Below are 18,602 nucleotides of genomic sequence, written 5' to 3' on the forward strand. Positions count from 1 at the left end.
CGGGCCATTTTTGACATAAACGCAGTCAGTAACTCGGATCGACCCAACGTCGCCAGCTATAAACACAAAAAAGCGCCTCCCCACTCCGCAAGGAGTGAGAAGGCGCTCGTGCGCTGTTACGTATTAATAGCCGCGAGAGCTAATAGCTGCGCAGTGTCATTGTAGTGCAGTGCCTAAGTCAGCTTAAACGGCCTTAGATAGCCTTTGCACCGGTGAGGTCCAGGTCGACTGGCAGGTTGTCACCCGCACCGTCCTCGGCCAGCAGGCCACCCTGGTTGTTGCCGCCGGTCTGGGCACCCTGCTCCTGGCCGCCAGTCTGGAGGCCACCCTGGTTCTTACCACCGGTCTGCAGGCCCTGCTCCTGGCCGCCAGTCTGAAGGCCGTTCTGGTTCTTACCGCCAGTCTGGAGACCCTGCTCCTGGCCACCGTTCTGCAGACCCTGGTCGCCACCGACGTTTTGCAGGCTCTGGTCCTGGCCACCGGTCTGGAAACCGGACTGACGCTCACCAATCTGGCCCTTGTCGTTAACCTGGTCGCCGCCGACCTTGTCGCCCTTGTCCAGCTTGTCGCCGCCAATCTGGTCTCCGCCGTTCAGCTGATCGCCGCCAGCGTTCTGGAGACCCTGGTTGCCGCCAACGTTCTGCAGAGCGTTGTCCTGATCGCCACCGACGTTCTGCAGACCCAGGTTGCCGCCCTCAGTCAGAGAGTGGAAGTTCGGGAACAGTGAGTCGACCTGAACCAGTGGGCCCTCCGGGAAGTTCACGTTGAACTCAGGTACCGGCAGCGGAGCCGGTGCTGGCAAGGAGGAAATCAGTTCGCAGATATTGCACAGGTTATCCATGATGATCCTTTAGAAAAATGAAGTGTAGATAAATGGTGTGGCGCGATGCCCAGAGCTGAAGGTAAAGGGCTTCTCGCCTTCTCCTTTGCGGCCACTGCCGTGCTCACACGAAAACCGTACCGGTGATGAAAAACGGTCACAATATAGAAATTCGACCCACTTCAGCCAGGAAATTGGAAACAGAATAACGGCAAAATTTAACCTGCACTTATGCCCAAACGTCGCATGTCACGGGTCACATTGCTAGCCGTTTGGTCACCCCAAACCAGGCTCGCCTTTTCCAGCAGAAAAGCCTCGGCACCTAATGAACTGCTCCCCATTAGTTGGACTGAGAAATCAGTTACCGACTAGTGGGGAGTAGTTGTCATTGAGAGCACGAAGTTCGCTAAGTGAATATCAGCGCGAGCAGTTGGTTGAACTATTTGAGCAAGGCATGGGTTATACAGCCGCTGCCAATGCCCTTGGTGTCTCCAAGTATGCCGCCCGTATGCTCTGTCGTCGGTTTAAGCTGCATGCAGGCTATGTCTTGTGGAGAAACCGACTAAGCAGCAGTACTCGTTCGAGATCAAGAAGGAAGTTGTCCAACGCCACCTTGCTGGCTAGACAGCGATGGATCTTGCACGTGAATTTGGCCTGTCATCACAGCAGCTGGTCCGCGGGTGGTCGTGGAAATGGCGCAAAGACGGCGATGACGCGTTGAAACCAAAGCCGAAGGGCAGACCCAAAGGATCGGTCACGCCGAAGCCGCTGTCGGAGGAAGACAAGCTGCGTGGCGAAAACGAACGGTTGCGGGCCGAAAATGCCTATCTAAAAAAAATGCGGGACTTGAGGAATCAGGGACGCGCCTGAAAGTCCAGGCGATTGTCATCCTCAAGTCTCACCACCGCTTGGAGTACCTCCTAGAGGCAGCAGGTATCCCACGGTCGACGTTCTTCTACCACCAACAACGACTCAGTAAGCCAGATAACCACGCCGTTCTCAAGCAAGCGATTCGGGAAAGCTTCGAGCGTAACAAGCATCGCTACGGCTACCGGCGAGTGCTACTTGACCTGCGTAACCAGGGCTGGGTGGTCAACCACAAACTCGTCTACAAACTCATGTGCGAGATGGGGCTTCGAGCTAAGATTCGCCAGCGCAGACCGTATATTTCCTATGTTGGGACGATCAGCCGCATTGCCGACAACAAGCTTGACCGCAAATTCACCCCGGATCAGCCAAATACCGTCTTTGTCAGCGACGTCACCGAGTTCAGGGTTGCAGGCCGCAAGGTCTACCTGTCACCGGTGATGGACTTGTTCGACCGTTCAATCGTTGCCCACACTGTGGCTACATCGCCGTCGACAGCGTTGACCACCGATTCTTTGTCCAAGGCGATCGCGGCGTGGGCACCTGAACCCGGGTGGATGATGCACACCGATCAAGGTTTCCAGTACCAGCATGCCTCGTGGCGTGACCTGATTGGCGACAACGGTGGTGTTCAGTCGATGTCGCGTAAAGCCAACTGTTACGACAATGCGGTCATGGAGAACTTCTTCGGGCACGTGAAAACCGAGATGTACCACGGTGAAGTCTTCGACACGGTCGCAGAGTTCAACCAAGTAATCGACGAATACATCCAGTGGTACAACACCGAACGCGTCCAACAACGACTCAAGGGCCTGACCCCGATGCAATATCGGAATCAGACCCTTGAAGCCCTAACCGCCTAGAGTTAAACCAGTCCAATTTTCGGGGACCAGTTCACCTCGGATCCCCGCGGGGCTTTTTCTGCCCCTCACCCTTTCACTTTTGCTTTAGGTAAGGGTAAGTTAACTCCCACTATGACCTCGAACCCAGTTACCCTGAACACTCCGACGAACACTTCCGCCTACCGCGCGGCCTTTTCTGACCACCTACTCTTGGCCGCCCCTTCTGAACCGCACCATCGAATCATCCGCGCCACTGTTTATGACGTCAGCGCCCCGGCAGAAAACCTGCAGAGGATTGTCATCCGCTCCCCCGAGCTAGTCGGCTTTCAGCTTTCCGGCCCGGACGAATTCTTTGGCCTCTTTATGCCGGCTAAGCCCGGCGAGAATCTCCATTTACCCCTCCACGGAGGTGGCGCCAATATCCGCGCAAGCGTTACAGCCATGCCGGAGACCCAACGCCCAAATTTACGTTGGTACACCGTACGCTCACTCGATCCCGAGTGCGGACAGATAACTTTCGACGTGGCGACACATGGCGTCAAAAATCCAAAGGATGAGCACGTCGGACCAGGGCTCGCCTGGGCTCTTGCAACTCGTGTTGGCGACCAGGTAGGCATCTGGACATGCCAGGGCCTCTGGCACCGCGCGCAAAGTTCACAAACACTTATCGCAGACCCATCTGCCGTACCTTCCGTTCGCGCCATTTTGGATTACGCGGATGCGTTTGCCCCGGAACAGTTGCGCGACATACACCTCGTAGTGGTCGCCGAGAACCATGGTGACCTCGAGCCATCCCTCGTCGCCGACTGGGAGAGCAAGCTGGGCAGCCTAGAAGTGCTGTTTAGCGCTACAACGGACTTCAGCACGGCAGTGATGTCCCACCTACAGCAACTGGACCGTGCCGAACACCCCGCAACACAGTCGAAGTACGTCTGGGTCGCGGGTGAAGGACAGCTCTGCAAGGAAGTACGGCGCCACGCAATTCACACCTGGGGCCTCAATAGCGAATCCGTGCAGTGGTGCCCCTATTGGTTCCTAGGCAGGGCACGGCCTTAATTAGCCACAATCCCTCGCGGCACAATAATCGGAGCCATACCGCGGGGATCTTCCCACACCTCGGCATTCAGGCCATATGCCTCGCGCAACACATCCACCGTCAGAGCCTCCTTTGGAGAACCCTCGGCGATCTTTTCCCCTTCCTTCATGACGATCATCTCGTCGCTAAAAGCTCCCGCCAGGCCAAGATCATGAAGTACGGTAATCACCGTCTTGCCCTCTTGAGCGAGCTCCCGCACGATACTTAGAATCTCTATCGCATGTGCCGGATCTAGGTAGGTAGTCGGTTCGTCCAACAGCACAATTGGCGTATCCTGCGCCAACACCATCGCCATCCAGACCCGCTGCCGCTGGCCGCCAGAAAGCTCCGCCACGTCGCGGGCAACAAGATGGTCAACCTTCGTCTTCTTCAGCGCCTCGCGCACTTTTTCTTTATCTTCTGACGCCGTCGCTCCCCCACCCCAGAGCGATCGACGATAAGGGTGCCGTCCGCGCTCCACAAGTTCTCCAACGGTCAATCCCGCCGGACACAGCGGGTGTTGTGGCAAAAGCGCAATTAGTTGGGCGGCTTCGCGCGACCGCAAACTATGCACGTCCTTTTTCTCTACAAGAACCCGTCCTTCGGCGGGAGCAAGCAGCCGAGAAAGCGTCTTGAGCAACGTCGACTTGCCACAACCATTGGGGCCTAAGAGCGTGGTGACCTTCCCGGGCTCTGCAGTGAAAGACACGTCCTTAACAATGCTTGGGCCGTCGTTGTAGCCCACGGTGACGTGATCAACTTGAACGTTCATTGAACCATTCCTTTCAGAGTTCCGCGACGGGCCGCCAACCACACAAGCAACACCAACGCGGGGCCACCGATGATGGCGGTAACCAAACCCACAGGGGATGTAAATGGCAGTGCGCCCGCCACGACGGCGCACGCAGCTAATAGAGCAGCGCCTGCAAAAGTAGAGCACAACGGATGGGGCGTGGGCGTTCCGGCCACCAGCTTGGCCAGCTGAGGAGCCAATAGTGCCACGAATCCAATTGGGCCGACAAAGGAAACCACCACCGCGACAATGCCCGTTGCGGCAATGAGCAAAATAGCGCGCACCCTCGTGACATTTACCCCAAGTGTGGACGCGGTGGCGTCATCATGAGAAAGAAGAGGGACATCGCGCGTAACACAAAGGCCTAAAACTACGAAGGGCAACAGGCCCAACACCATAGGAAACAAAGCTTCCATACGCACAAAGCCGGTAGACCCAGCGAGCCAAGTTTGGGCATCCGTGGCACGAGTTAAGTCAGCCCGGAGCAGGAGATACTGCACTAAAGACTGCGTGAGGAAAGACAGTGCCAGGCCGATGACCACTACGCGCTGCGACGTCCCGAAGCCACCGAGTAGAACGAGCAAACCAACGATCACTAGTGCGCCAAGCAAAGCGAGTGCAGCACGCCACCAGAACGTCGGCACCCCCTCACTCCATGCAGGGCGGGTAACTACGGTGCCCGCCACAACCAAAACCGCCGCGCCGCCGGATACACCGAGAATGTCCGGGCTGGCCAGCGGATTGCGGGCCATGGTCTGAGTCCACGCACCTGCCAGCCCTAGAGCCGCGCCGACCAGAACGGTAGCGATTGCTACAGGCAGGCGGAGATCCCACACCACGTTGATTGCTTGCTGTGTGCCCCCACCGGTGAGAACCTCGATGACTTCCATCGGGCTGAGCTTCACCGCTCCTTGCCCCAGGATTAAGCAGTAACAAAGAGCCGCTATGAGGGCGAACCCTGCCGAAGCCGCCAGGACGCGTCTGCTTCGTGAACGCTTAATACTACGGATAGACGTCATATCGCTCATATCGTCAGCTCCGAGTCATTCGAGGTCGGTGAACTCTTCTTACGTCGCACCGCCAGAATCATCACTGGGGCACCGACAATAGCTAAGACAATGGACATTTCCAGCTCGTTAGGCTGCAGGACGAAGCGGCCCACAATATCGGCTAGCAACACAGCCGCGCCACCAACAATGCCGGTCGGCAGCAAGAGGCGAGTCAGGGACGGGCCGGTAAACGGGCGTAGTAGGTGTGGCACGGCGAAGCCCACGAATGTCACAAGCCCCACAGTGGCTGTCGCCGAGCCGGCGAGGATGATCACCGCTGCGGCAGCCAACAAGCGGGTTCTCGTGGGCGAGCTGCCAAGGGAACGGGCGGAGTCCTCTCCCATCGCAAGTAGATCCAGCGGGCGTGCTGCAAGCGCACCACATAGAGCACCTAGTGCTAGACCTAAAGCAGCTAAGGCCACGTCTTCCATACCCCGCCCAGCTGTAGAGCCAACGGTCCAGCGGCGGAGCCCTTCCAGGGTGTCGGAAGAATAGAGGCTCAGCATATTCGTGGCCGCTTGCAGGGCGAAGGTAACTCCCACGCCCACGAGTACCAGAGTTAGCGGGTTACGCGATACGCGGGAAATCAACAGCACGATTAAGGCAGCGACGGCCGCCCCGACGAGCCCTACAAGTGTCCGCTCCCCGACCGTCGTTGCCCAGCCCAAGGTCAGTGCCGCAGCGACTGCGAAACTTGCTCCAGCGTTCACGCCGATAATGCCGGGATCTGCCAGGGGGTTGCGGGTCCAGCTCTGAGCAATGGCACCCGCCATAGCCAGGGCTGCGCCTGTGATCACAGCCAAGAGGGTGCGCGGAACGCGCAAGTCCCAAATGATGCCGGATTGCGTAGATGGGTGCGGACCATGCATGAGGATGCTGGTCACTTCGCCAATGGAAAGATCTTTGGAACCCAAGTACAGGGAGGCAAGCAGCAGCAAAGCCAAGCCAACGAGTGCGGCCGAAGTAAGCAAACGCCGGGAAAACACCAAAGAATGTCGAGTTCTTGAAACGGACACTTTCAATTAAATTGCGTCAGAGAACTTGTCGACTGCCCAGGGGATGGTCAATGGGTTCGGCATACTCATTGCATTGCCCACGTTTTCGTCCATCCAGCGGACCTTGCCTTCGCGAACAACGTCCAGCTTGCTGAATGTTGGATCCTTCTTCAAGGTATCGGCGGCACCCTGGTAATCAAGGATGAAGAGGTAATCGACGTTGTTGAGGTCGCTGTAGTTCTCAGGTGCGATGTCGCGGTAGAACTCGCCCCCGTTACCTTCGAGCTCCTTCGGGATCTCGAAGCCCAGACTCTTGATAAACTGCCCGCGACCGTCACCGGAGGTGTACAGGCCGATCTTTCCCTGATAAGGCATGACGATAGCCGCACGCTTGCCTTTGAGCTCAGGGTGCTGCTGTTGGAAATCATCGAAGGCCTTCTGCGTTTCTTCGACGAGTTTGTCGCCTTCTTCTTGCTTGTCTACAGCGCCGGCGATCTGGTTGACCTGATCCCGCCAGGGGATCTGCCAGTCCGTGGCACCGTCTGGCTTAACGGTGGTTGGGGCGATGTCATTAAGCGCCTTCTTCGCCTGCGCGTCTACGGCAGAGTTCACCGCAATGATCTTGTCCGGATCAGCGGCGGAGATCTTCTCCAGGATTTCAGCAGTGAATCCGTTGGCAGTACCGTAAACCACTTCAGGCTTGTTGTCGCCGAGCTTTTCGGTAGCCCATGGGCCGACGCCAGATGCATCAACATCTCCCTCAGCACCCCAGGGCGCTACGAGGACTGGTTGGATGCCTAGAGCGAGCAAGGTATCGCTGTCTCCCAGGCCAACTGCGGCGATGCGCTCGTCCCCGGTGCCCTCATTTTTTGACGCCGCCGCGTCGTCGCCTCGGGAGCAACCAGACAGAACAAGAGTGGATGCTGCCAAGACAGCGGCGGTCTTCAGCGCCGCTCGACGGGTCAGCGAATTGTTTCGAAACATGTGAAAACCTAACGCGTAAGGAACTCTTTGAAACGCTGTAAAGTACCCGTAGCCCCAAGAGACTGATGACCTCTTTCGGCTACGGCCAACACAGCAATCGAGCCTATATTACACAGGTAAGGCTAACCACACAACAGGCTACCCTAAATTAGTCCGCTTCCTGCTCGGCCGCTACCGACTCCATCGCCGCCCTGGCCACCGTCGCCACGCTGGCCACCCTAGCCACCCTGGCCACTGTCACCGCCCTGGCCACCCTAGCCACCCTGGCTCTCAATGCCGAGATGCTCGCGCTATTGCAACTCGTGGCACCAACTGTCGGAAAAGTTGCACTTCGAAGGTCGAAATGTCGCTAGAACGGGAATCTGTCAGCACAGGCGCGCCTCCGAATTTTGCGACAATTCCCTGACCTGCAGTTTTGCGGAGCTGCAAATCAGTGTCTTTAACGCATTCCCGTTCTAGCGACATTCACCCCTGCTAGCGCCCCAAATACGGCGCCGTCGGCCACGCATCCCCGGTCTAGCGACATCTGCACATCCTCACGCCGCCAAATAGGGCGCCGGCGCCTCCCGTGACGCAATCCCCCCCAGCACTGCGCTCGCACAATCTCACATTCCGCTGGCGCTGCAGCCAAGCGGAAAGCGTGGGCGTCAATAAGAAAAAATAGGCCCCCTACCGCAACAATGTGAACTACTCCCCATTAGTTGGACTGAGAAATCAGTTACCGACTAGTGGGGAGTAGTTGTCATTGAGAGCACGAAGTTCGCTAAGTGCCGAGGCTTAACTTTTTGCGCTTTTAAGTACTGCGCTCAACTACTGGTCAGCGACCAACAGCTCCGCAATCTGGATGGTATTCAGCGCAGCGCCCTTACGCAGATTGTCGCCAGAGACAACCATCACCAGGCCACGCCCCTCCGGAACCGACTGATCGACACGGATACGACCCACCAGGGACTCATCCACACCAGCGGCAGCAAGCGGATTCGGAACGTCGACGACCTTCACGCCCGGCGCGGACTCCAGCAGCTCAGTAGCCTTCTCCACGGACAGAGCATTCTCAAACTCAGCGTGGATCACCAGCGTGTGGCCAGTGAAGACCGGAACACGCACACAGGTACCAGCAACAGCCAGCTCGGGGATAGACAGAATCTTGCGGGACTCATTGCGGAGCTTCTGCTCCTCATCGGTCTCCAGCGAACCATCATCAACAAAGTTGCCGGCCACCGGCAGCGCGTTGAAAGCAATCGGTGCGACGTACGGACCAAAGTCCTCCGCTACCAGAGCCGAACCATCAGTGGTCAGCTTCTCCAGGTTGTCGATGTTCTCGCGCACCTGGCCAGCCAGAGTATTCACGCCAGCAAGGCCCGAACCCGAGACGGCCTGGTAGGAGGACACACGCAGACGCTGCAACCCGGCCTCGTCGTGAAGCGGCTTGAGCACCGGCATCGCGGCCATCGTGGTGCAGTTCGGATTAGCGACAATTCCCTTCGGGATGTCCTGCAAAGCATCCGGGTTGACCTCGGAGACCACCAACGGGACCTCCGGATCCTTACGCCACGCCGACGAGTTATCAACAACAACAGCGCCAGCAGCCGCAAAACGCGGAGCCTGCTCCTTCGACAGCGTGCCGCCAGCGGAGAACACCGCGACATCAATGCCCTTCAGATCCTCGTCAGAAGTAGCCGCGACATCCTCGACAACAATCTTCTCGCCGCGGAACTCCAACTCCTTGCCCGCACTACGAGCAGAAGCGAAAAAACGAACCTTATCGGCCGGGAAATGACGCTCCGCCAACAGAGTGCGCATCACACGACCAACCTGGCCAGTGGCACCAACAACAGCAATCGTGGTCATAAGAACTCCTTAACGTCCCGTACCAGCGTAAACAACAGCCTCGGTGTCGCCACCGAGATTGAAAGCGTCGTGCAGAGCCTTCACAGACTTATCGACATCCTGGTCATTAACCAGCACCGAAATACGAATCTCAGAAGTGGAAATCAGGTCGATATTCACACCCTCATCAGCGAGCGCCTCACAGAACGTCGCAGTCACGCCCGGGTGGGACTTCATGCCAGCACCGACCAAGGAGACCTTGCCCACGTGATCGTCGTAAAGCACGTCGTTCCAGTCATTGTCAGCCTGCAGCTTCTTCAGCAACGCCATCGCCTTCGGAGCGTCCTCGCGCGGGCACGTGAAAGTAATGTCAGTGCGGTTATCCGCGATGGTAGAGACGTTCTGCAGCACCATATCGATGTTGATCTCCGCATCCGCAACCGCGCGGAACATCTTCGCCGCCTGGCCCGGATCATCCGGAATGCCCAGCACGGTCACCTTCGCCTCGGAGCGGTCATGCGCCACACCGGTCAACACTGCTTCTTCCATAGGGATATCCTCCATCGATCCATCAACAAGGGTGCCAAGTTCATTGCTATACGACGAACGCACACGCAACGGAACATTAAAAGCGCGGGCGTATTCGACACTTCGCAGCTGCAAAATCTTCGCGCCAACCGCGGCCATCTCCAGCATCTCCTCGAAGGAAATGTTGTCCAAACGCTGCGCGTCCGTCACAATGCGCGGATCCGCGGTATACACGCCGTCCACGTCGGAGTAAATCTCGCAGACGTCCGCCTCTAGGGCTGCCGCGAGAGCAACCGCAGTGGTATCCGAGCCACCACGGCCCAGCGTAGTGACGTCCTTGGTCTCGCGGTTTACACCCTGGAAACCGGCCACTAGGCAGATATGGCCCTCATCGAGAGCCTCACGGACACGCCCCGGAGTGACCTCGACAATGCGGGCGTTACCGTGGCGCTCCGTGGTGATCACGCCGGCCTGCGAACCGGTGAAAGACTGGGCCGAGGCACCGAGGCTTGCAATCGCCATAGCGACCAGTGCATTGGAAATACGCTCACCGGCGGTCAGGAGCATATCCATCTCGCGTCCCGGCGGGACCGGGTTGACCTGCTCAGCGAGGTCCAGAAGCTCATCGGTGGTGTCGCCCATTGCGGAGCACACAACCACGACGTCATTGCCCTGCTTTTTGGTTTCCACAATTCGTTCTGCAACACGACGAATGCGTTCGGCGCTCTCCAGGGATGAACCACCGTACTTCTGCACAACCAGTGCCATGGTCGGCAACCTCCAAAAACTAGGCAACTATATGCAAGTAACTATTATTGACTCAATTTACTTGAGTTGCATTCGTAATTACATAGTGGGTTACCAAAACGTAGCTTGTGGGGGTTGCGTGGGGGTTTTGGGGCGGGTTGCGTGGGGGTTTGCGGGATCGTGGTTGCGTGGAGTCGTGGTTGGGCGTGGGGTGAGCGCGGCTGCGCGTTGAGAGTGTGACGGCTGGGGTGCTTGGGCTGTGGGTTGGGTGTCGGTTGGGTGTGAATCGGGCGCGGCTGCGGGCTGCCAGCGGGCTGCAAATGTGAAACTGATTAGGTTTATGACAAAAATAAGCCCTGAAACTTGTCAAAACTGACATAAACTAGGTCAGTAACTCTCGGTACTGCGCCAGGAACTCCCGGGCTCAGTCAGCTCCACTCCGGGCTCCCCGGCCCGGGCTCAGTCAGCATCTTGGCCGAACCAGCTAATCCGCCAGCTACTCCCCGAGGCGCTGCGGGCACAAAACACTGCCCCGCCCAACCCCTGCGAAGTGGACATGACAAGTGTTGCATGCCTAGCATTTCCTACGTGAACAATGACCTTCTCGCTGCGATACTGGCACTGCTGTCCGCGCTCAGCATCGCGTGGGGAACCGTCATCCGCCACAACCTCTCCCGAACACTGGAAGAGGGCACCAGCACACTTCGCGGAGTGGCGAAGACCCTGAAGCTGCCACGCTGGTGGCTAGGCTCGACTTTGGCGATTGCCGGGTATGTATTTCAGGTCGCAGCGTTGGCATTTGGCACGTTGCTCCTGGTACAGCCGTTGTTGGTTATGAAGCTGATGCTCACGCTCCCGCTGGCGGCGAAGGTCAATGGTCGGCGGATTTCGCGGTCAGAGATGATTTGGTCCGTGGCGCTTACTTTTGCGGTGGCGACGCTGGTGTTGCTCGGCAAGCCGACTGCCGGCTCCACCGATATCCCCACCTACCTGTGGGGATGGGCTCTTGCCGCCGGTGGCGTGGTCACCTGCGGACTATACGCCGCTGCAGTTCAGTGGCCCAACACCGGCACCGGCACCGGTGGCGGCTCAGACACCAAACAGCGCGGAGTGCTACGCCAGAACCCGAAGGCCCTGCTGCTCGGCACGGCAACCGGCTGGCTGTACGGCTTCGTCGCGCTGCTGTCTAAGTCGGTGGTCGATACCTATGTCAACGACGGACTCGTCCAGCTCCTGCTCTCCTGGGAACTCTGGCTGCTGGTGGCACTGGCGGTTATTGGCGTCGGCCTGCAGCAGGCGGCTTTTAACGCGGGACCGTTGCAGGCTTCGCTACCAGCTATGACCGTCGTGGAGCCGATTGTTGCCTTCAGCTTGGGATACATCGTTCTTGGTGAACGCTTCCAGGCAGTTGGTGTGCAGTGGGTGGCGCTGTTTATCGCACTGGCGACCATGATTTCTGCCACTATTACCCTGGCGGCTCGGCCGGCAGAAGCCACCGCCACAGCCTCCACAAGCGCCCCAAGCTCCGCAAAAGCCGATGCAAACACCGCAAACACCGACACCACCAGCACCGCAAACACCACCACAGATTCCACCGATGCCACAGCGCGGTGAGTAGAGTTCAACTCTCCCGGGCCGCATCACCTACATTGGTATTTGCACTTATTAAGTCGTTAGCGATTTGTCGGCCTGGCTATCCCCTGACCGGGAACTATTCCCGGTGAGAAAGACCCCGTGGCCGCTATGCACAAGGTCACCAAAGGTAGGATTCGATGGGGCGTCATTCCCATTCCAAGCGGGCATCTAAACCGACATCTAAGCGGAAGTCCGAACGCGCAAACGATACTAACGCCAGCGCCGCATCCAAAACCCAAGCAAAGCCCCAAAAAGGCAAGAAGCTCAACTCGAACACCATCATCGCCCTGCTGTTGATCATTGGTGGTTTGGGAGTGCTGCTGTACCCGGTTGTCGCAACGCAGTGGAACAATTTCCTGCAGGCCCGCGCCGCAGATGAGTACTCCAAGCTGGAGAAATCCGCTCCTCCTGAGGTCTTGGACACCGCCTGGAACGAGGCCCACGAGTACAACGCCAGCCTCGGCGAGGTCAATCCCGGCGACGCCTGGACCACCTCCGATGACGAGTCTTCCCCGGAGTACCAGCGCTATCGTCACTACCTCGACGTGCTTGGCGAGACCGACGCGCTCGGCCGCATCGTCATCCCGTCCATCAACTCTGACCTGCCCATTTTCCACGGCACTTCGGAAAAATCGCTTTCGCGCGGGGTCGGTCACCTCTACGGCACCGACTTCCCGGTCGGCGGCGTGGGCGAGGGTGAAGGTCGCCACGCGTCGCTGTCGGCGCATACGGGTCTGCAAAATGCGACGCTGTGGGACAACCTCGACAAGGTCAAAAAGGGCGACGCGTTCTACATCGCAGTCGCGGGTCATAAGTTGAAGTATGAGGTCCACGACGTAGCCGTCGTAAAGCCGGATGAAACCGATGCTTTACGACGCGTCCCCGGAGAAGACCTAATCACCCTGATTACGTGCACGCCTTACGGCATTAACACGCACCGCCTGCTGGTGACGGGGCACCAGGTGCCGATGGATCCTGACGAGGAATCCGTGTTCGACGGCAGCGGTTCGCAGTGGCAGTGGTGGATGTGGGCCATCCTGGCAGCAGCGGCGGTGATTATTGCGCTGCTGATTTGGTGGCTGCGGAAGCTCTCGCGCGACGGCAAGAGCGAACCGGAGGCCGAGCGCGAGAGCGACGAGGCGGAGGATTAGGCCCCCTTACGAGGTGGCCATCACCTTCGTCTCCCCGATTGCGTCCTTGATGTCGTTGATTCCCTTTTCAAAGATGCGCTGGAGGCCCAGTGCCAGGATCAGCGACGGGATGATGAACAGCGCCAACATGAACATCAGCTTCCAGTAGTCGGCCTCGTAGATACCGGCGATGGAGCTGCGGAACATGTCAATCGCGTAGGTACCCGGCAGCCACGGGCTAATGTTCTGGACCCACTGCGGCACCAGAGGCAGCGGATACGCGCCACCTGCAGCCGAGACCTGCATCACCAGCAACAGCACGCAGATGGCCTTGCCGGCATTGTCGAAGGTGAAGACGAACGAGAAGACGATCATCATGAACACCAGCGAGATGATCCAGCCGGCCAGCAGCATCAGGAATCGGTGTGCGGGATCGATGCCCACGTACACCTGGAGTCCCAACACCATCAGCGTGGCCTGAACTAGGCCAACGGTGGCGAAGGTGGCGAACCGGCCGAAGTACTTCTCGGCGCGGGTGTAGTCATCGGTCTGGGCAGCGTTGATTTGCTGGTCGCTGGACTTCTCGGCCTCAGCGTCAGCATCATCGCCGACCTCAGCGGCTGCATCGCTCTGCGCATCATCGAGCGCCTCATCGCTCTGCGCCTCATCGACCGCAGCTTCGACCTCATCAGCACCGACCTCATCGCCGACCTTCTGACCGCCGCGGCTACGGACCGTGGTGCGGATCAGCACCGACGACAGCAGCGCACCGATCCACAGCGCGAGGGTCGCATAGAACGGCGCCATACCCGCACCGAAGCTCTGGACTGGGAAGACGGGGTCCTCCTCGACCTGCACCGGCGCGGCCAACTGCGCTGCCAGGGCACTTGGGTCATCACCGACGGCCTCAGCAATTCGCGAGAGGTCACCGGTGTCCTTCGCCTCTTCCAGCGCGTTGTGAATCTCGTCGAAGCGAGCGGCCAAATCATCAAAGCGGGTGCTCAGACCCATCGTGGCGGCGCTGGTCTTACGAAGCGTATCCACCGGCGAGCCGGAAATCGTACCGCGGATGCCGCGAATGTCCTCGCCAATGACCTCGATGTCGTTGCTCAGACGCGACACCGGCTCCGACAGTGCGTCGATCTGCGGGCGCAGGTTCTGCTCGTAGGAGTTTTTGGCATTTTCCACAGCGGCAATCGCAGCCGTGAAAGCGTCCTTCGCCTGGCTTATCGACGATCCCGTATCCCGGCCACCGCGCAAATCCGCCGCCACGGCGGAGAAACTCTCCTGCAGCCCACGGGTGCGAGCAATCGAGGTGTTCAGATCGGAAATCGCGCGGTCATAGCCCGGCTTAGCGACACCCGGAACCACTGCCCCAACGGTGTCCTCCAGGCGGTCGCGCATCGCAGTCAGGCCATCGGCCTGCTGGCCGAATTTGGCCGCCATCGCGTCAAAGGTATCTGCGGTCGCGCCGCTGGTGGCCTGGGTGCCGTCGACAAGCTCGTTGACGCGGTCGCGCACGCCTTCGTAGCTCGACTGCGTTGCGTCGAGCGCCGTGCTAACCGAGTCGCGAACATTGCCGACCGCGGCTTCCAGATCGCCTGCGACGTTGCCGTCACCCGAACCATTGCGCAGAATGTCCATCCGCGCACCAGCGTTTTCCAAAATGGAATCCGCGGTCTCCACCAGCGGCACGGTGGTCTCCACCAGCGTAGACAGCGAACGAGCAGTCTGCGCACCGGAGCGCAGCCGCGCGGCGGTGTCATCAACGCGGTTTTGCACGCGCGTCAGTGCCTGCTTGGAGTCCGAGGTGTTCAGGTACTCATCCAGCGAGGTGATCGCGCCCAGCCCAACACTGGCGACGACCTGCGTGAAGTTCTTGTCAATCTCCTGAATAACGCCACTCGCGCCCTTACTCGTAATGATTGACGAAAGCGCGTTCTTCTTCTCATTCGTATAGAGCGTCAGCTTAGGCGCCTTGGTGCCCCGGACGTAGAAGGTCATCAGTTCGGTACTGAAGTTCTCCGGAAGCACGATTGCCGCGTAGTAGTCACCGGACTTAGTGCCGTCGATGGCGTCCTCAGAATCCGTAATCTGCCAGTCGATGTCGTGATTACGGCTCAGCTTCGACAGCACCTCATTGCCCAAGTTGACGTCAATCGCACCGATATCCGTGCGATGACCACGGTCATTACTGGCGACCGCAATCTTCAGCTTTTCGGTGTTCTCAAACGGCTCCCAGCTGGCCAGCACGTTAAAGCAGGTGAACAGCAGCGGAATCAGCACCAGGCCGAAAACCATGATGCCGGTCATCGTGTTCTGGCGGATCACCCGAAAGTCATTCCGCACAATTTCAAGAACGTTTCTCATTAGGCTTCACCTTCTGGGGAAGTCTTCACGCTTGCCGACGACACCTTCGCCTGTGGCTCAAACGAATCACCAGCATTTTCCAGCGAGTACGCATGCGGATGGGAAGTTTGGTGCTCCATGTAGGCGCGCAGCTCCTCCTCCGACATCTCGCTGAGCTCCTGGGCGTGAATCACAGACTGCTTGACGTACTCGCGCACCGCGATGTAGGCGAGGCAGAGCAGCACAAACAGGCAAGCCAGACCGAAGAACAGGGCCTTCTGATCCGGGTAGTTACGGGCCAAAATACCCAGCACCACCAGGGCGGCCACGGCGATGCCAATGGCCATGCGCATGAACAGCGTGTAGCTGCCACGCAGATTCTCCATCCGCTCGTCGACTCGCGATTGGTACTCCTCGCGGTTACGCAGCGCAAAGACGAGGTCACTGAGCTTGTATCCGCTACCGACCAGGTGGACTTCTTCGTTGTTGACCAGTCCGCCCTCTTCAAGCTGGTGGTTAACCAAGACATTGACCGAGGACAGGCTGCGGCGCAGCCAGTAACCGACCACGTAGGCGACCACTGCCATGGCCATCAAGGTGAGCATGTTCTTCAGGTAGTAATTCGAGTAGAAACCACCAATGGTCTCGCGGAGAGCATCAATGCCGTAGGTCAACGGCAAGAACGGATTCAGCGCCTGGAAGAAGTCCGGGGTCATCTCAATTGGATAGAGACCGGCGGCGCCAGGAATCTGAATAAACGCGAGCACTACGGCAATACCACGTCCCACGTGGCCAAACGCCGCCACCAAACTGTAAATAATGGCGAGATAACACAACTCCACCACGACACAGGTGAGGACGAACGCAACCGCGCTGACATGCTGCACACCAATGACGATGTCACCGATAGAGACAATCAGCGCCTGGAAAGTAGCGATGATGCCCAGCAGCAATGTGCGGCCCATGTACGCCTGGCCCACCGTGATTTCCTTGAAACCTTCCGCGTCGACTTCCACGCGGAAAATCACAATCAGAATGAACGCACCAATCCACAACGACAGGTTGGTAAACAGCGCCGCCATACCCGAGCCGTAGTGATCCACCGGGAACACGGCCTCAGTCTGGATCTCGGCCGGATCGCTCAGGAACTGCGAAATTCCCTCGGGGTCGAGGTCATTGACCATGTTCATGGCTTCGCGCTCTTCGGTGGTACCCAGGGTAAGAACATCGAGACGCGCGGTTTCCAGGCCATCGCGTACGCCATCAAGGTCAGCCTTGAAGCTCTCGAGGACCTGAGTCGCAGCGGAAAGCTGCCCACTCGTAGCGTCGAGAAGCGCGGACGTTTCCCGGACGGTGTCCTTTTGCGCGCCAAGCGCCGCCGCGTACGAACCCACGCGCGCGTTGAGCTGATTAAGGGCCCTGCTCAACTGCGGGAGTGCGTCCTTGGACGCCTGGCGGATCTGATCCGAGGCAGCCTTGCCGTCCTTAGTGGCCTGCGCCAACGCCTCGCTGGTGGCGTTGAGGGAGTCGAGAGTTCCCTGCGCCGAGCCGGAGACATTCTTCAGGCCCTCCACCAGCTCTTTATTGGTGGCGTTGCTCTCGTCGAGCGCATCGATTGTGCGCTGGATTGCCTGTTTATCCGGGCCGTTGAGCGGGCTGGCATCCAGCAGCGAGTTCAGCCCACCAATGACCTGATCCGCCTGGTTGACGATGTCCTCCGCCGCAGCCGTCGCGGAATCCGAACGGGAAATTGCGCCCTGCAGATTGCCGGTCATCGCGCCAATCGCGGCATTGGCGTTACCGGTGCCCTCTACCAGGGCGGTACTGCCCTGTAGGTAGGCGTCGTTGAGATCCGCGGAGAAATTCAGGACCTCGTTGTTGAGCTCACCAGTAATCGCCTGCACCTGCGTCAACGCATCCTGGGCATCGTCGAGGGCCGTATCTACGCTGCCAAGAGTCTTCTTAATCTGCGCAATCGTCGGCTGCAGATCGCCAATCTGCTCCTGGATAGCGCCGACTTCATCGCGGCTATTGGCAACCGCATCAGCAACATCCTGGAAAGCATCAGCGGAATTGAGACGGGCCGCATCGAACCGACCCTGCAGCAGATCGCCAGCTTCCTTGACCTGCTCGGTGACCGCCTTCGCGATCTCCTTATTAAAGGACGCGGAGATCTGGCCATCAATGCCGGACGCGCCCTGCGCCGTGATGTGCGGCGAGATTGCGTTGATCTTCTGGTTAGCGCGGTAGGTCAGTTTTGCTGGATGCCCCTGCCCTTGGATCAGATCGACCATTTCCTGCGAGAAATTCGGCGGAATGGTGATTTCGGCATAGACCTTGCCGCGCTTTAGATCTCGGTCTGCCTTCTCGGCATCGGGGAACTGCCAGCCCAGTTCATGATTTTCTTTTAGTTGTTTGACCACCTGGTTACCGATATTGAGACTTCCGGTAACCGAGGAACTCGCGCCCTTGTCCTCATTCACAATTGCCACGCCGATGTTCTCGGTGTGCTCATACGGATCCCAGAAGCCCGGGATGTTGAACCAGGAATACAAGGCAGGGGTAATCATCACGCCGATGATAATCACCCACACTCTTGGGCTATTGCGGAGACGGCGCAAGTCTCGCTTCAGAATAGACCAGCTAGTTTGCACCTTAAGGACGCTATCATCTTTACCCCGCTAAATACATTGGTCCTAGCTTTAGAACTATCGATGGGCGGGATGAGTTGAGTGGATGGCTGAGCTGGGCGGGATGAGTGGGCGCACTGGGGGCGGGGTGAGTGCGCGCACTGGGGGCGGGGTGAGTTGGGTGCGGGCCGTCGGCAACGCCTTTCACTGCACGGAGCCCCACGGCGCAGAACCCTTTTGACACAGAAACCCGCGCATATTTCCCCCACTAAAACCCCCGAATGATGAAAATCATATAAACAAAGGGGTAAGGTACATCACATGCAAC

At 58.5% G+C, this 18,602-nt stretch carries 12 protein-coding genes and 1 pseudogene; 4 read left to right on the forward strand and 9 right to left on the reverse strand.

All coding sequences use genetic code 11. From position 1 onward, the window contains the following. Positions 1-193: 193 nt before the first annotated feature. The gene (locus ADM64_RS05610) at positions 194-841 is read right to left on the reverse strand and encodes a hypothetical protein (RefSeq protein ID WP_049171148.1); all 648 of its coding nucleotides are present in this window, start codon (positions 839-841) and stop codon (positions 194-196) included. A gap of 519 nt (positions 842-1,360) precedes the next feature. Between ADM64_RS05610 and ADM64_RS10790 the strand changes: the two are divergent. Together ADM64_RS10790 and ADM64_RS05625 are read left to right on the forward strand one after the other, a co-directional pair. Then, a pseudogene (locus ADM64_RS10790) lies at positions 1,361-2,550 on the forward strand (IS3 family transposase); the annotation flags it as partial. Positions 2,551-2,661: 111 nt separating this feature from the next. After that, a complete protein-coding gene (locus tag ADM64_RS05625; protein ID WP_016421889.1) occupies positions 2,662-3,585 on the forward strand; it encodes a siderophore-interacting protein in 924 nt (307 codons plus the stop codon). On the opposite strand, the gene ADM64_RS05630 is transcribed toward ADM64_RS05625, so the two are convergent. The 6 genes from ADM64_RS05630 to ADM64_RS05655 all read right to left on the reverse strand — a co-directional run bounded on the left by ADM64_RS05630 (position 3,582) and on the right by ADM64_RS05655 (position 10,551). Next, complete coding sequence (locus tag ADM64_RS05630) at positions 3,582-4,376, reverse strand: ABC transporter ATP-binding protein (protein WP_016421888.1); 795 nt, start codon at positions 4,374-4,376, stop codon at positions 3,582-3,584. The genes ADM64_RS05625 and ADM64_RS05630 overlap by 4 nt on opposite strands. Beyond that, the gene (locus ADM64_RS05635) at positions 4,373-5,425 is read right to left on the reverse strand and encodes a FecCD family ABC transporter permease (protein WP_016421887.1); all 1,053 of its coding nucleotides are present in this window, start codon (positions 5,423-5,425) and stop codon (positions 4,373-4,375) included. Before ADM64_RS05635 ends, ADM64_RS05630 begins: the two co-directional genes overlap by 4 nt. After that, positions 5,422-6,417 carry a FecCD family ABC transporter permease gene (locus ADM64_RS05640; RefSeq protein ID WP_222865141.1) on the reverse strand — a complete coding sequence of 332 codons (996 nt, stop codon included), beginning with the start codon at positions 6,415-6,417 and terminating at the stop codon, positions 5,422-5,424. The genes ADM64_RS05635 and ADM64_RS05640 overlap by 4 nt, the downstream gene beginning before the upstream one ends. A gap of 51 nt (positions 6,418-6,468) precedes the next feature. After that, positions 6,469-7,425: an iron-siderophore ABC transporter substrate-binding protein gene (locus ADM64_RS05645; RefSeq protein WP_016421885.1), complete on the reverse strand. Its 957-nt coding sequence runs from the start codon at positions 7,423-7,425 to the stop codon at positions 6,469-6,471. 810 nt (positions 7,426-8,235) lie between these two features. Then, positions 8,236-9,276: an aspartate-semialdehyde dehydrogenase gene (locus tag ADM64_RS05650; RefSeq protein ID WP_049193452.1), complete on the reverse strand. Its 1,041-nt coding sequence runs from the start codon at positions 9,274-9,276 to the stop codon at positions 8,236-8,238. Between the two features lie 9 nt (positions 9,277-9,285). After that, a complete protein-coding gene (locus ADM64_RS05655; RefSeq protein ID WP_049193454.1) occupies positions 9,286-10,551 on the reverse strand; it encodes an aspartate kinase in 1,266 nt (421 codons plus the stop codon). 567 nt (positions 10,552-11,118) lie between these two features. On the opposite strand from ADM64_RS05655, the gene ADM64_RS05660 reads away from it, so the two are divergent. Then, the gene (locus ADM64_RS05660; RefSeq protein ID WP_224784334.1) at positions 11,119-12,144 is read left to right on the forward strand and encodes a DMT family transporter; all 1,026 of its coding nucleotides are present in this window, start codon (positions 11,119-11,121) and stop codon (positions 12,142-12,144) included. A gap of 158 nt (positions 12,145-12,302) precedes the next feature. Continuing rightward, complete coding sequence (locus tag ADM64_RS05665; protein ID WP_049193458.1) at positions 12,303-13,316, forward strand: class C sortase; 1,014 nt, start codon at positions 12,303-12,305, stop codon at positions 13,314-13,316. Positions 13,317-13,322: 6 nt separating this feature from the next. Here ADM64_RS05665 and ADM64_RS05670 read toward each other — a convergent pair whose 3' ends face one another. Together ADM64_RS05670 and ADM64_RS05675 are read right to left on the reverse strand one after the other, a co-directional pair. Then, on the reverse strand, positions 13,323-15,665 hold the full coding sequence (locus ADM64_RS05670; RefSeq protein ID WP_049193460.1) for a YhgE/Pip domain-containing protein: 2,343 nt from the start codon (positions 15,663-15,665) through the stop codon (positions 13,323-13,325). Then, positions 15,665-18,298: a YhgE/Pip domain-containing protein gene (locus tag ADM64_RS05675; protein WP_080985618.1), complete on the reverse strand. Its 2,634-nt coding sequence runs from the start codon at positions 18,296-18,298 to the stop codon at positions 15,665-15,667. The genes ADM64_RS05670 and ADM64_RS05675 overlap by 1 nt, the downstream gene beginning before the upstream one ends. Between the last annotated feature and the right edge of the window lie 304 nt (positions 18,299-18,602).

This window comes from Corynebacterium sp. 401_CJEI (genome assembly GCF_001076435.1).
Lineage (GTDB): Bacteria > Actinomycetota > Actinomycetes > Mycobacteriales > Mycobacteriaceae > Corynebacterium > Corynebacterium jeikeium_D.